11 protein-coding genes are annotated in these 14,270 nt (G+C 66.9%); 6 read left to right on the forward strand and 5 right to left on the reverse strand.

Annotated features, from left to right (window positions below; genetic code table 11):
* Positions 1-37: 37 nt before the first annotated feature.
* On the forward strand, positions 38-310 hold the full coding sequence (locus HYZ11_16425; GenBank protein ID MBI3129194.1) for an HU family DNA-binding protein: 273 nt from the start codon (positions 38-40) through the stop codon (positions 308-310).
* An 87-nt stretch (positions 311-397) separates the two neighbouring features.
* Here HYZ11_16425 and HYZ11_16430 read toward each other — a convergent pair whose 3' ends face one another.
* The 4 genes from HYZ11_16430 to HYZ11_16445 all read right to left on the reverse strand — a co-directional run bounded on the left by HYZ11_16430 (position 398) and on the right by HYZ11_16445 (position 6,462).
* Positions 398-1,207, reverse strand: coding sequence for a hypothetical protein (locus HYZ11_16430; protein MBI3129195.1), 810 nt, complete (start codon positions 1,205-1,207; stop codon positions 398-400).
* Positions 1,208-1,228: 21 nt separating this feature from the next.
* The gene (locus HYZ11_16435) at positions 1,229-2,056 is read right to left on the reverse strand and encodes an MBL fold metallo-hydrolase (protein ID MBI3129196.1); all 828 of its coding nucleotides are present in this window, start codon (positions 2,054-2,056) and stop codon (positions 1,229-1,231) included.
* A 12-nt stretch (positions 2,057-2,068) separates the two neighbouring features.
* The gene (locus HYZ11_16440; protein MBI3129197.1) at positions 2,069-3,961 is read right to left on the reverse strand and encodes a GAF domain-containing protein; all 1,893 of its coding nucleotides are present in this window, start codon (positions 3,959-3,961) and stop codon (positions 2,069-2,071) included.
* Positions 3,962-4,047: 86 nt separating this feature from the next.
* Positions 4,048-6,462 (reverse strand): protein kinase, encoded by a 2,415-nt coding sequence (locus HYZ11_16445; GenBank protein MBI3129198.1) that lies wholly within the window; start codon positions 6,460-6,462, stop codon positions 4,048-4,050.
* 390 nt (positions 6,463-6,852) lie between these two features.
* Between HYZ11_16445 and HYZ11_16450 the strand changes: the two genes are divergently transcribed.
* The 5 genes from HYZ11_16450 to HYZ11_16470 all read left to right on the forward strand — a co-directional run bounded on the left by HYZ11_16450 (position 6,853) and on the right by HYZ11_16470 (position 13,067).
* The gene (locus HYZ11_16450) at positions 6,853-7,959 is read left to right on the forward strand and encodes a hypothetical protein (protein MBI3129199.1); all 1,107 of its coding nucleotides are present in this window, start codon (positions 6,853-6,855) and stop codon (positions 7,957-7,959) included.
* Between the two features lie 81 nt (positions 7,960-8,040).
* On the forward strand, positions 8,041-9,789 hold the full coding sequence (locus HYZ11_16455) for an iron ABC transporter permease (protein MBI3129200.1): 1,749 nt from the start codon (positions 8,041-8,043) through the stop codon (positions 9,787-9,789).
* Positions 9,790-9,810: 21 nt separating this feature from the next.
* On the forward strand, positions 9,811-10,926 hold the full coding sequence (locus HYZ11_16460) for an ABC transporter ATP-binding protein (protein ID MBI3129201.1): 1,116 nt from the start codon (positions 9,811-9,813) through the stop codon (positions 10,924-10,926).
* A 12-nt stretch (positions 10,927-10,938) separates the two neighbouring features.
* A complete protein-coding gene (locus tag HYZ11_16465) occupies positions 10,939-12,033 on the forward strand; it encodes an ABC transporter ATP-binding protein (GenBank protein MBI3129202.1) in 1,095 nt (364 codons plus the stop codon).
* Entirely contained in the window at positions 12,033-13,067 is a 1,035-nt protein-coding gene (locus HYZ11_16470) for a CapA family protein (protein ID MBI3129203.1), read from the forward strand. Before HYZ11_16465 ends, HYZ11_16470 begins: the two co-directional genes overlap by 1 nt.
* 603 nt (positions 13,068-13,670) lie before the next feature.
* On the opposite strand, the gene HYZ11_16475 is transcribed toward HYZ11_16470, so the two are convergent.
* Positions 13,671-14,030, reverse strand: a complete 360-nt coding sequence (locus HYZ11_16475; protein MBI3129204.1) for a cupin domain-containing protein — start codon at positions 14,028-14,030, stop codon at positions 13,671-13,673.
* Positions 14,031-14,270 lie beyond the last annotated feature (240 nt).

Consider the following 14,270-nt stretch of genomic DNA (forward strand, 5'->3'; position numbering starts at 1 on the left):
CCATGGAACCGCATCTTGCGGACCAGGAGATGGAGAAATGAATAAAGGGGATCTGGTCGAAGCCATCGCCAAGCAGACGGATCTGAGCAAATCGGGGGCCGAGGCGGTCGTGAACGCCTTCGTCTCCACGGTCACAGGCGCGCTCAAGAAGGGGGACAAGGTCACCCTGACCGGGTTCGGGACCTTCAGCATCTCCAAGCGCGGCCCGCGCAAAGCGAGGAACCCAAGAACGGGCGAGACGATCCAGGTTAAGGCGTCCAAGGTTCCCCGGTTCAAGGCGGGAGCGGGGCTCAAGAGCGCCGTCAAGTAGCACGCTAGAGCAAGCGTACCTTAGCTGAAGCAGCGCGGGCGGGGAGCCGAGGCTCCCCTGCTTCGCTTTCGGCCGGGGCCAGGCGTCCTATTGATCTTCCGCCGCCAGGCTTCCTTCCCCCGCCCATGCCCCGCGGTCCGCGAGCGCCGCGACGGCCCCCTCCACGAACTCCTCGTAATCCCCCGCCCTCTCCGCCGCGGCGAGGATGAGCTCCCGCGCCCGGGCGGTGTTCTCCTCGCTGTAGGGCAGGCGGAGCTTCCGAAGGATGATCTTCGTCCGCCCGTCCAGGTAGAGGGAGTCGATGCCGTACATGCTCCCGTAGAACCGGGCCGGGGCGCCCTGGCTCCTCTCCACCTTCGCGGGCTCGCAGCCGTACAGGAGCGCGATGCCCTCGACGAACTCCCGCCGCTGCTCGTCCGTCATCCCGGTGCGCATGCCGCTCATGATCAGGGGCACGCTCCGGTCGTCCCGGTAGATGCAGTAGTCCACCGCGATTTCGACGAGGACGTGCGCCAGGTAGTGGGCCGACCGAAGGTCCAGGTCCTGGCCCATCTCGCGGGCGAAGTCCCGCACCAGGGGGATGAGGCCGGCGCCCCGGCGGTAGGTGTAGCCTTTCTTCTCGTGGGGATCGAGGCCGGAGGCCGCCTTTTCGCGCGTCCCGTAGTGGCAGAAGTTGTCCACCACGATGTGGCACTTGACCCAGACCAGCTTGGGGTAGCGCGTCAGCGCCCCCGCCGGCGGGGCGAAGACGTGGGTTTCGCGTGCGCGGAATTCCTGGGAAAGCGGCAGGCTGTCCGGCGAGACGTTGTAGACGTAGAGATCGAGCTCTTCCTCGGGAGGCGTCTCCCCGTGCCCCAGCAGGCGGCGCAGGATCAGCGTGTGGCAGTTCGTCAGCAAGAAGGCTTCCTCACGACGGCCTCATGGCCCGGCCAGGCGGTACCGGCCCTCCTCCTCCCGCACCTTCCCCTCTTCGGCCAGCTTCTGCAACTGCGCGCGGACCATCTGCGCGGCCATGCCGAGGCGCCGCTCCTCGAGGTCGGGATAGACCTGCCGGGCGATGAGCTCCGGGGCATCCAGCCCCCCGGCCAAGCATCCAAGTATCTGCGCCTCGCGCTGGGCCCGGTGCAGGAGCAGGTCCCGGATCCGCCGGGCCGGGTCCCGGACGATCGGCCCGTGCCCCGGGTAGATGGTCCGGGGGTTGAGCGCCAGGAGGCGCTCCAGGGTGCGCTGGTAGTCGAGCAGCCGGCCGAAGGGCGGCTGGATGGAGGTCGTCGTCGGGAGGAGCACGTTGTCCCCTCCGAAGAGGACGCGCTCCTCCTCCCACCAGAAGGAGAGATGCCCGGGCGAGTGCCCCGGGGTGAGGAGGGCCTCCAGCTCCATCTCCCCGAAGCGCAGCCGGGCGCCCTCCTCGATGGGCTCGATTTCCTTCAGGGAGGGCTGCCGGTCCTTCATCAGGGGAATCTCGATGGGGTGCGCCAGCATCCTGGCTCCCGTGGCTTCATGTACGGCGGCGGCACCGCCCATGTGGTCCCGGTGGAAGTGGGTGAGGATGAGCATGTCGAGCCCGTCCGGCGCGGCCTCCTTGAGCCAGGCCGCCAGCTCCCCCGCCGTCTCGGCATAGCCGGCGTCCAGGAGGGCGAGGGGCTTCCGGCCGACCAGGATCACGTTCACGTGATCCATGAAGAGGCCCGGCGGAGCGGGAATGCGGCGGACGCGGATCAGGTCGCCGTGCGGTCCGGATGACAATGCAGGGCTGTCCTAGATGTTTTTCTTGGCGACGTATTGGGAGACGACGGAGCGGGCTTCCTCCCCGATGTCGAGGAACTGCAGGTTGACCATGTAGCCCTTGCGGCCGCCCTCCTCGGTCCAGGTCGCCCGGACGACATGCCCCACGAGGTCCTTCACCTGCCCTCCCCCGCCGGCGATGGTGAAGTTCAGGCGGATGGAGTTGCCCGCGTCCGCCGGGAAGCTCGTCTGGAGGAGCGCCCCCCCGACGCTGATGTTGCGGATGATGCCCTGCCGGGTGCCGCTGACTCCCTCCTGCACGTAGATGGCGAAGAGCTCCACGTCCGCGCGCGGGGTGGTGCGCTTGACCTGGCCGGCCTCCCGCGAGGGGGGCTGGATGCTCTTGACGATGTAGACCGGCACTTCCTCGGACTTCCCCTTCACCTTCACCGGCCCCAGGGCCTCGCCTTGGGCGTAGTCCTTGATCCTCTCCCAGGTGGCGGCGCTGACGGCCACAGAGTTGTGCTTCGCGGCGCTCTCCATGCGGTTCGCGAGATTCACGGCGTCGCCGATGACGGTGTAGTCCATGCGCTGGGGGGAGCCCAGATTGCCCGCGACGACGGGGCCGGAGTTCACCCCCACCCGCATCTTGAAGGTGGGCTTCCCTTCGGCTTTCCACTTCTCCATCAGCCCGTCCGCCGCGGCGATCATGTCGAGCCCCGCCTTGACGGCCCAGGCGGCGTGGTCGGGCTCGTAGACGGGCGCCCCGAAGACCGCCATGGTGGCGTCTCCGATAAATTTGTCGAGGGTGCCGTAGTTCTTGAAGATCATCTCGGCCATCAGGGTGAAATACTCGTTCAGCAGCTCGACCAGCTCCTCGGGGCGGAGGGCCTCGCTGAAGGGAGTGAAGCCCACCACGTCCGAGAAAAGCACCGAGCACTCCACGGTCGAGCCGCCGAGGGCCAGGTCGCTCTCCTGCTTGAGGATGTCCTCCACGATGGCCGGGGAGAGGTAGCGCGAGAGGCTAGACCGTTTGCGCGTCTCCTCCTCGATGTTCTGGTAGAGGCGGGCGTTCTCGAGCGCCCCGGCCGCCGCGCCGGCGAACGACTGCGCCAGCCGGACCAGGTCCTGGGTGAAGCCGGGGGCGCCGGCCTGGTTGTCCACGTAGAGGGTGCCGAGGTTGCGCTCCTTGTAGTTCACCGGCACGCAAAGGATGGCGCGGGCGTCCGACCGCATGACGCTCGCGAAGCCCGCCGTCCGGGTGTCACCCTTCGAGTTCGCCGTGAAGAAGGGCGCCCCCTCCACCGCCACCCGGCTGGCCACGCCGGTGCTGAAGAGCCGGGCCTCGCCCTGCTCGAGGTCGCCGCCCATGCCCCGGGCCACGCTCACCTCCAGGGCGCCGGTGCCCTCGTTCCGGAGCATCAGGAAACCCCGCTTGGCGTTCAGGGTGGGGATGGCGTAGTCCATGATCCTCTCCAGGAGCTTGCTCAATTCGTGCTCCTGGTTCAGGGCCTGGCTGACCTCCAGCAGGGTCTCGAGGTCCTTCCCGCCCCGCTTCAGGACATTCTGCATCCGCTTGGCCTCGACCAGGGCCTCCCCGATGGCCTGGGCCTGGCCGACGACGGCCTCGGGGATCGCCGTCGGCGACGCCTGCCGGGCCGTGTAAAGGGCGCGATTCAGCTCCCCGATGTGGTCCTCCAGGCGCTCGAAGGGATCGGGGGCGCCAGCGCCGGCCGGAGGCCCGGAGGGAGCGGGCGCGCTCGCGGCAGGAGCCACCGGAGGAGAAGCCGGGGCCGTGGTGGGCGCCGGGGCCGCCGGGGGAGCGGCCGGAGCGGCGGCGCCGTCCGAGACGGCCGGGGTGAAAGTGCAGCCGCATTTCTTGCATTTCACGCGGGCCCGGGCCAGTTCGGCGGCGGGCCGGTTCACGCGGTAGACCGCCCCGCATTCGGGACATGCGATTCGCGTCGGTTCGACTGCCTGCTCCACGTGGGCTCCTTCCCGCTCGCGCGGGGCTAGGCCAGCGCCTTGAGCGCCTCGAGCAGCTCATCGACGCTCTGGTAGCGCTCCTCGGGCGTCTTCTTCAGGCACCGCAAGACGATGTCCTCGAGAGGCTTTGAGACCTCGGGGTTCTTGAGCGAGATGCGTGGAGGCTCCTCGTGCATGTGCAAGTAGGCGATGTCGCCCTCCTTGAAGGGGACCGCCCCCGTGAGGAGCTCGTAGAACATGATGCCGAGGGAATAGAGATCGCTGCGGCCGTCCACGGCGCCGCCCCGGATCTGCTCGGGCGACATGTAGTAGGGTGTCCCCATGACCTGGCCCACCTGGGTCATGCCGCTCCCCCCGCCCTTCCGGGCGAGGCCGAAGTCGGCCACCTTCACTCCGCCGTTCTTGGTGACCATGATGTTGTCCGGCTTGAGGTCGCGGTGGATGACCTGGGCCTGGTGGGCGAAGGCGAGCGGTTCGCAGATGCGGATGGCGAGCTTGGCGAACTGGGCCACCGGGAGTTTCCGGCCGGCGACGAGGCCGCCGAGGCTCTTCCCGTCCACGAACTCCATCACGATGAACATGGGGTCATCGGTGCGGATGTCGTAGATGGTGATGATGCCCGGATGCTCCAGGGCGGCGGCGCTCTGGGCCTCGGTGATGAAGCGGCCGAGCGCCTCGGGGTCTTTCCCGAGGTCCCCCAGGATCATCTTGATGGCCACCTGCCGGTCGAGGATCTTGTCCCGGGCCTTGTACACCACGCCCATCGCCCCCCGGCCGAGCTCGACGATGCCGTCGTAGCGCCGCGAGAGGAACTGGATCGGGTCCACCGGGCCGGCCGGCGCGGCGGGGGCGGTGGCCTGGGGGGCCGCCTGAAGGGCCTGGCCGAGCGCCTGCGCCTTGGCCGCGGCGTCGCGGAAGCCCGCGTCGGCGGCGGCCACCATGGCGTAGTACTTCTGGGCGGGCTTCCTCTGCCCCTTGCCCTCGAAGGCCTCGGCGGCGTCGTAGCCCCACTCGAGGCGGTTCTCCTCGACGAGCTTCAGGGAGAAGAGGATGTCGAGGACGCTCTCGGCCACGTCGAACGCCCCCTTCTCCAGGTGAATCCGGCTCATCTCGCGGAGCGCCTCGGCCCGCACGGGAGAGCGCTCCACCGCCGCCTTCTGGAGGTGGGAGAGGATGACGTCCTCGCCCGCCCCGAAATCGCGCTCCAGGCTGGCCAGCTCGAAATGAGCCTGGGCCGCCTTGCTCGGGACAATGCGCCCCGCGAGGAGCCTCTCCAGCTCCTCCTTGCGGCGGCTCCGGAGGACCTCGCGGATCTGCTGCGCCTGGGCGGCGGCCTCGGCGTCTTGAGGGAAGTACTGCGTCAGCTTGTCGGCCGCGCCGCCCGCCTTCTCCAGGTCGTTCGCGGCGAAGGCGTCGGCCATCATCGTCCGGAGCACCCGCCCCAGGGAAGTCCTGGCCTCGGCGTCGGCGGGAAGCGCGGCCACGATGGCCTCCAGGTGGCGGCAGGCGCGCTCCGCGTCGCCCCCCGCCTCCGAGAGCTTGGCCAGCTTGCTCCGGATGTCGGGGCCCGCGTCGGGCCGCCGGAGGAGATCCTCGAGGCGCTCGACGAGGGTGAGGTCCCCGGGAGGCAGCAGGGCCTCGGCCGCCTGGTAGTGCGGCATGGCGCCCGGCGCTCCCTTCTCGCCCAGGGCCCAATCCCCCCGGACGAGGGCCAGCCAGCCCTTTTCCCGGTTATCCTCGGGATTCAGGGAGGCGAGGATCTTCTCGGCGCCCGCCTTGTCTCCCTTGTGAAAGAGGAGGCTGGCCACCTTCAGGCCGGCCGGCAGCGCCCCCGGGGCCTCGGCCAGCTCCTTCTTGTAGCGGGAGAGGTACTCGTCCAGCTTCCCGCTCTGCTGGCAGGCCCGGTGAAGCTGGGCGTACACCTCGGCCTGGCCGGGGCAGGCCGCGATGAGCTCGCCCAGCCCCCGGATGGCGTCCCGGATGCGGTTGGGCACGTTGTCCACCATGCCCTTGAACTCGAAGAGGGCCATGCGGTAGTTGCCCTTCTTCGTGTGGATGCGGCCCGAGTAGTAGTACTTGTCCGAGAAGCGGGTGCCGACCACCTTGAGGCGGGTGAAGATGTCGAGGGCCCGGTCCATCTCCCCCTTGCGGTAGAGGACCTCGCCCATGATGGCGTGGTAGCGCATGTAGCGGGGAGTCAACTCCGTCTGCTGGCGGACCAGGTCGGGGTTCGGCTCCAGCTTGCCTATCTGCTCGCAGACGGCCAGTGCCTGGTCGAATTTCTGGAGCTGATGGTAGGCGACGGCCAGGTCGTTCAGGAGGCGGATGTCATCGTACTCCTCGGGGGGCTTGCGGCCCAGCAGCGCGATGATCTTGTTCCAATCGCTCTGCTGGTAGAGCGCGTCGACCTTCTTCGTGTCCTCTGCGGCGAACAGGCGCAAGCGCGGCTTCCTCCCCCTCCAGGTGGCGCAGATTCACCGACCGGGCGGTGCGCTACATCGGTGATGGCACCATTGTAGAAAAAATCGCCCGAGTTTCAAGGCGCCGCCGCCGGTCCGCTCCGAATACCGAAGGATGCACCGGCGGGACGCCCCCGCTTGCACCGGCCGCCTTCCCCAGGGCGCGCAGGCCTCCGGCGCCCCACCGCCTCCCCGGCATGTCCATCCGGCTTGGCGGGGCCAGGTTTGACAGAGGGACAAAATCTGCTATTTTTCGGCCTGAATTAACACGTGAGAATACCTCATCGCGGATGCCCGCCTCCGATAAAGGGAGGCTTGGGATCTTTGTTTTTGGCTCCGGCCGCTAGCACATCATAAAAAGGAGAATGACCGATGCAGGTTCGCCTGAGGCTTTTTGCGCTCCGCACATGCGCTTCCGTGGCCACGCTCGCCGTTCTCGCCCTCTCCGGGAGCCCCGCGGGCGCCCAGGTCATGCCCCACGAGGAAAAGCTGATCCGGGAGGCCAAGAAGGAAGGCTCGGTCACCATCATCAACCCCATCCTCGCGGACAGCACGGAGAGGGTCTTCGGCCCCGCGTTCATCAAGTATTACAATCTCGGGGACGGCTTCAAGTTCAACAACCTGCGGAAGGGCACTGGACCCGTCGTGGCCCAGGTGCGCCAGGAGATCCAGGCGAAGCGGTTCACGGTGGACGCCATGTTCGTGAACTCGCCGGCCTTCTTCGACGCCGCCGCCAAGCAGGGGGTATTCCTCAAGCTCGAAAGCGGCCGCTGGAAGGACCACGAGGAGGGCATGAAGAAGGCGGGCCAGTATTTCAAGCTTCCCTATGTCGTGACGCCCTTCGCCTACACCTTCGTCCCCGTCTGGAACTCCGGCTGCCCGGGCATGGAGAATTTCCAGCCCAAGTCCATCTTCGACACGGTCGCGCCCGCCCTCAAGGGGAAGACCATCGCGTCCGACCTGACCCGGAGCCTGACCTACACGAACACGACGATCGGCCTGAAGGAAACCGGCGTCGACATGGACAAGTTCTTCAAGATGCTGAAGGCGACGAACCCGGTCATCGAGTTCCGCACCGAGCCCAAGATGCAGATGGTGCTGACGTGCGAGCGCCCCATCGACACCTGGAACCTGGCCGCCCGCGTCCCCCAGGCCATCGCCGGGAAGCCCGAGCTCAAGGACAAGATCAAGCTCGGCACCTACTCCGAGGGCCATGTCATGCTGGGCAATCAGATGGCGGCCTTCGAGGGCGCTTCCCATCCGAACGCGGCCAAGCTCTTGATCGAATTTTTCCTCACCAAGGAAAGCGCGGACCTCATGGCCAAGCACGAGGGGATGTACTCCTTCATGAAGGGCTGGACGATTCCCAAGGATATCTGGTTCATGAAGGAAGTGAAGGCCATCGGCCTGAAGGACTGGCTCAAGGCCGGCGCGCAGCACAAGACGGTCCGGGGCGAATGGCAGAAGATGTTCCGGTAGTCTGTCGCGGGTCACTTCGGCGGGGCCCCGAACCGGGGCCCCGCCTGTCTTGAATTTGGCACCGCATGCACGGGAAGAAAAATGGCGACCGAGACGATTACCCGATACGCCGAGATGGAAAAGCCGGGCCGGTGGAGATCCCTCCTCACACAGGAGACCCTCGTCACCACGATTGCGAGCCTGGTCGTCGGCGCCGCCGTCATCCTCCCGCTGGGCGCGCTCGTTCTGAACAGCTTCCGCGTGCTGGACGACTCCGGCTTCGGGACGGCCTGGGGGCTGGACAACTACCAGGCTCTCTTCCATGACCGGATTATCTTCAAGGCCTTTCTCAACACCATCTACATTTGCGTCGGGACCACCATCCTCGCCACGTTCCTCGGCGTCTCGCTCGCCTGGATCAACGCCCGCACCAACTGCCCCTGGCGGGAAAAATTCGAGCCCTTCAACCTCATTCCCTTCTTCTTGAGCCCCTTCGTGGGCGCGATTGCCTGGCACAACCTCGCCTCGCCCAGGGTGGGCCTGCTCAACGCCTGGGCGCGCGAGTACCTGGGCGTCCAGGGATACCTCCTCAACGTGAACAACCTGTACGGCATCATGTGGGTGACGGGCATTTTCTTCACCCCCCTCGTCTATCTTTTCGTCGTCGGCTCCCTGCGGCGGATGGACCCCTCCCTCGAGGACAGCGCCCGCACCACCGGCGCCGGTCTGCTCCGCACCAGCCTCACCGTCACCCTTCCCCTCGTGACGCCCGGCATCCTGTCCGGAGCCATCATCGTCTTCGTGACCACCGCGGGCGAGTTCGGGGTGCCTTTCAAGCTGGGCGCCCCCTTCGGATGGGAAACCCTCACCACCCAGATATTCACCCGGGCCGTGGGTGACGACGCCAATCACTACCTGGGCGCCTCGATGAGCATGATGCTCGGCGCCATCACGGCCTTCTTCATCTGGGTCCAGCGGCGGATCATCGCCCCCCGCGAGTACACCACCGTCACCGGCAAGGGCTTCCGCCCCAACACCATCGACCTGGGGAAATGGAAGTGGGCGGCTTTCGGCTACAACTTCCTCTACATCCTCATCGCGGTGCTCCTCCCGCTCGCCTGCCTGTTCGCCGTCAGCCTCCACGGGGTGTGGGAAGGGCGGATCATCTGGGACGAATTCAACCTCAACAACTACCGGCGCGTGCTCTTCTTCTGGTCGCCGGACCGCATCGTCGCGGCCACGAACGGCGTGTTCAACAGCCTCTTCCTCGCCTTGCTCGGGGCGACCATCGCCATGATCCTCTCCCTCGTCGTGAGCTACGCGGTCCACCGCACGAAGGGGCGGGGAACCTCCCTCCTCGATTTCCTGTGCGTCATCCCCATCGGCTTCCCCGGGATCGTCCTGGCCATGGGCGTGCTGGTCACCTACATCCGCACGCCCATCTACGCCACGATCTGGATTCTCCTGCTGGCCTATATCACCCGGTACTTTCCTTACGGCCAGCGGAACATCTCCGCCGTGATGCTGGCGGTCTCGGAGGAGCTCGACCAGAGCTCCCGCATGGCCGGGGCCTCCTGGCTGACCACGCTCAAGCGAATCACGATTCCCCTTTTGAAACCGGGCATTTTCGCGGGGTGGATTCTCCTCTTCGTCATCTTTTTGCGCGAGCTTCCTATTTCGATTATCCTGTACACACGAGGAACCGAGACGCTTTCGGTGGGGGTCTATTACCTCACCACGTACGAGAACGAGCCGCTGACCACGGCCCTGTCGGTGGCCCAAAGCGTTGTGCTGCTCTTGTGCATTTATCTTTTCCGCAGATTGGCGGGCAAGGAAGCGCTCGCCGCTTGAGAGCCGGGGATTCCAGGGGAAATGGGCGAGAATGGAGTGAAGGGCGGCAACTATCTCGAAGTGCAAGGGCTGGTTAAGTACTTCGGCAACGATCGGGCGGTCGACGGCATCTCCTTCGGCGTCCCCAAGGGAAAGTTCCTGACCCTCCTGGGGCCCTCCGGCTGCGGGAAGACCACCACCCTCATGTGCATCGCCGGGCTCCACAAGCCCGACGCCGGCGAGATCGAGGTCGGCGGCACGATCTTCACCTCCGTCTCCCGGCGCGCCTATCTCCCCCCCGAGAAGCGCGACATCGGCATGGTCTTCCAGAGCTACGCCATCTGGCCCCACATGACCGTGAACCAGAACGTGGCCTACCCCCTCGAAATCCGGAAGATGAACCGCTCCGAGATCGACGACCGTGTGGCCGATGCCCTCCGCCTGGTCGGCCTCTCGGACATGGCCTCGAAGCTCGCGACGAACCTCTCCGGCGGGCAGCAGCAGCGCGCCGCCCTGGCCCGGGCCATCGTCTTCCGGCCCCGCCTCCTGCTCTTCGACGAGCCCCTGAGCAACCTCGACCTCAAGCTCCGCGAGCAGATGCGGATCGAGCTCAAGCGCATCCAGAGCGAGGTCGGGATCACCTCGGTCTACGTGACCCACGACCAGTCCGAGGCCCTGGTCATGAGCGACGAGATCATCGTCATGAGCAAGGGCGTCATCCAGCAGACGGGGGGCCCCCACGCCATCTACGCCCGTCCCCTCAACCGCTTCGTCAGCAACTTCATCGGCGTGGCCAACCTCCTGGAGGGCCGCATCGTCCGCGCCTTCGGCTCCGGCCGCGGGGAGATCGAGGTGGCCCAGGGGAGCGAGAAGGTCCGCCTCCCGTGCCTGCTCGCGGACGGCGTCGGCGAGGGCGCCGAGGCCGTCCTCTCCGTCCGCCCCGAGAACGTGGACGCGCTCCGCGACGCCGAGGGCAAGGGCGGCGGCATCCGCGGCGAGGTCATCCAGACCATCTTCCTCGGCAACTGCCAGGACTGCCGGGTGCGGTGGGGGGATTTCGAGTGGAAGGTCCTCGCGCACTCACGGGAGCTCCTCCGCCCCGGCGACCGCGTGTATCTCCGCCTGGACCCCGAGCACACCCTAGCCGTCAGGCCCTGACCGAGGTTCTTCATGTCCTTCGTGGAGCTCCAGCAGCTCACCAAGCGCTTCGGCGAGGAAGTCGCGGTCAACTCCATCGACCTGCGGGTCGAGCAGGGCGAGTTCGTCACCCTCCTGGGTCCCTCCGGCTGCGGGAAGACCACCACGCTGCGCTGCATCGCCGGCCTCGAGCGCCCCGACGGGGGGGACATCCGCATCGAGGGGGAGCTCGTCGCCTCGGTGGACAAGAACGTCTATCTCTCCCCGGAGCAGCGCAACCTCGGGATGGTGTTCCAGAGCTACGCCGTCTGGCCGCATATGACGGTGTTCGACAACGTGGCCTACGGCCTCCGGGTGCGCCGGCGGGGCCGGGCCGAGATCAAGGAGAAGACCACCCGGGCGCTCGAGCTCGTGGGGCTGGGCCACGTGGCCGACCGCTACGCCACCAAGCTCTCGGGCGGCCAGCGCCAGCGCGTCGCCCTCGCCCGAGCCATCGTCTACAACCCCAGGGTGGTCCTCTTCGACGAGCCCCTGAGCAACCTCGACGCCAAGCTGCGCGAGCAGATGCGGGTCGAGCTTTCCCGCCTCCAGCACGAGGTGGGAATCACCTCGGTCTACGTGACCCACGATCAGGCCGAGGCCCTCGTCATGAGCGACCGGGTGGTGGTGATGAACAAGGGCGTCATCCAGCAGATCGGCGACCCCCACACCATCTACGCCCGGCCCGCCAACGCCTTCGTCGCCAACTTCATCGGGGTGGCGAACCTCCTCGAGGGCAAGCTGCTGGGCCGCTCCGGCGAGATGGCCGACATCGAGATCCCCCTCGACGGCTCCTCCCCCCTGCGCCTGAAGGCCGCGGGGGGCGACGGCGCCAAGGCCGGCGGCCGCGTCATCCTGAGCGTCCGGCCCGAGGACATCACCCTCCAGACCTCTCCGCCCCAGGGCGGCGGCAATCTGATCGAGGGCCGGGTCATCGAGACCGTCTACCTCGGGAACTTCCTGGACTGCCAGGTCCAGGTGGGGCAATATGAGATGGGCATCCAGATCGACCACTTCGAGCAGCTTTCGAAAGGACAGAAGGTGTACCTGACCTTCCAGCCCGATCACGCTCTCTGCCTCACCGAGTGATGGCGGCCACCTGCACCTTCCTCGCGGGAGGGGACGTCGCCCTCAACCGGGCGAAGGGCAAGGGCGCCTTCGGGGAAATCGGACCCATCTTCCGCCGGGCCGGAGCCGCCTTCGCCAACCTCGAATGCCCCCTCTCCCGCCGGGGGCGCGGCGCTCCCGACAAGATCCTGCTCCGGGGGGCGCCCGAGATGGACGAAGCCCTCCTCGATGCCGGCTTCTCCCTCCTCTCCTTCGCCAACAACCACGCCATGGACTACGGCGAGGACGCCTTTTTCGACACCCTCGACCTCCTGAAGCGGCGCGGCCTCCCCTTCGCCGGGGCCGGGAAGAATCTTGCCCAGGCTCGAAGGCCCGCCCTCATCGAGCGCAAGGGGCTGCGCATCGGCTTCCTGGCCTTCTCCTCGATCCTCCCTTACGGATGCGCCGCCGGGCCCTCGAAGCCCGGCGTGAACCGCCTGCGGGCCCTCACCGCCTACCGCCCCCGCATGAACCCCGCCGAGTACCCCGGCGCCCCGGCCGAGATTCACACCTGGACGGTGCCGGAGGACCTCCGGGAGATGGAGCGGGCGGTCTCGGCCCTGCGCCGGAAGGTGGACGTCCTCATCGTCAACCACCACTGGGGGACGAGCATGACCCACGAGACGCGGGCCTTTCAGCGCGAGATCGCCCACGCGACCGTCGAGGCCGGGGCGGACCTCGTCCTGGGCGGGCATCCCCACGTCCTCCAGGGGATCGAGCTCTACAAGCGGAAGCCCATCGTGTACAGCATGGGGAACCTCCTCTTCGACTTCAAGGTTCCCTTCTTCACCGCCGCCACCCGCCAGACCTTCCTCTTCGGCTGCACCCTCGGCCGGCGGGAGGTGCGCGACCCCCATCTCATCCCCTGCCAGGCGGGCGTCTTCGCCCCGCCCCGCCTGCTTCCCCCCTCGGGCCCGAAGGGCCGGGAGATCGTCCGGCTCGTGGAGCGCCTGTGCGAGCCCCTCGGCACCCGGCTCGAGGTCCGGGGCGGCCGGGCGAGGGTCCGCCCGGCCTGAACGGAAATTTTCCGCCTCGAATATCGGGGAATATCGGGAAAAGCGGGAATATTGGCTTGCCTCCGAGAACGTCCGCGGATTTTTTGGGCTGGAATATCGTGAAATATCGTGAACAGCCGGTGGAGCCACCCCCGGCCCCAGGGGCTCCGCCCCTCCTCGCGCGCGCGTAAAAAATAAGCCTGAATATCCCTGAATAAGCCTGAACATCCCTGAATATCCCTGAAACCTCCCGTCTCATCCCCGCGTCTCAAATTCAACGGCAAACGCCCCCGCCCCTGCATGGAGGCGCGGCCCGCCCGGAGGCCAATGTAATGCCGGGGAGAGAAAAGCCGGTTACAGCAATTTCCGCCAATTTCGCGCACGTTCGTGATCGGGAAGGTTTTTTTCCGCAAGCGCGATTCGGCGGGAGGGCGGCGCTGATTCCAAGATAGGGCATCCCGGCGCCGACGGCCAATCGGAAAGTATGGAACGGTTCGACGATGCTGCTGTCATTCCGAGCGAAGCGAGGAATCTTCGTCAGTGGCAATACAAGTAGATTCCTCGCGCCTCCGGCGCTCGGAATGACATCCCCTCACCGACTACAAAGATGACCCACCACGACAATCAGCTCGCCTTCCCCTCGGCGTCCCGGACCGGCCCCTTGATGATGATGGCGGTCATCTTGCCGCCCACGGCGGCCGTCTTGTGCTCGACACCTCCGGGGATGTAGGCCACCTTGCCGGGCTCGAGGGGAATCCGCTCCCCCTTCGTCTCGGTGTAGCCCTTGCCCGAGAGCACCCAGATGACCTCCTCCTGCCCCGGGTGGCTGTGGGGCTCGTGGGGGGTCGAGGGGTCGTACTCGGTCACGCCCACGCGCACGTGCTCGGCGCCGTTCGAGCTGGGGCCGACCAGAATCTTGCTCCGGCCCCACCCCACCGCCTTGAAGGGGATTTTCTCGACCTCGAAGACTTCCTTCCTGGGCATTTGGATCTCCGTAAGGCAATGGGACGCCGATCCATCATCTGAACTGATTTTGCACATGCTCCACGACCGAGGTCTTCGCATTGGAATTTCCCCCTCCCTCCGGGAGGGGGCAGGGGGAGGGAGAACTTGCAGGGCCGTGCCCCCCCACCCTACCCTCCCCCGGAGGGGGAGGGAAAAGCAGGCGTCCCAAACCCTCCCTCACCCCGGCCTTCTCCCAAAGAGAGAGGGCGAATCTGCCGC

Source organism: Candidatus Tectomicrobia bacterium, from assembly GCA_016192135.1.
Taxonomy (GTDB): Bacteria; UBA8248; UBA8248; order UBA8248; family UBA8248; genus 2-12-FULL-69-37.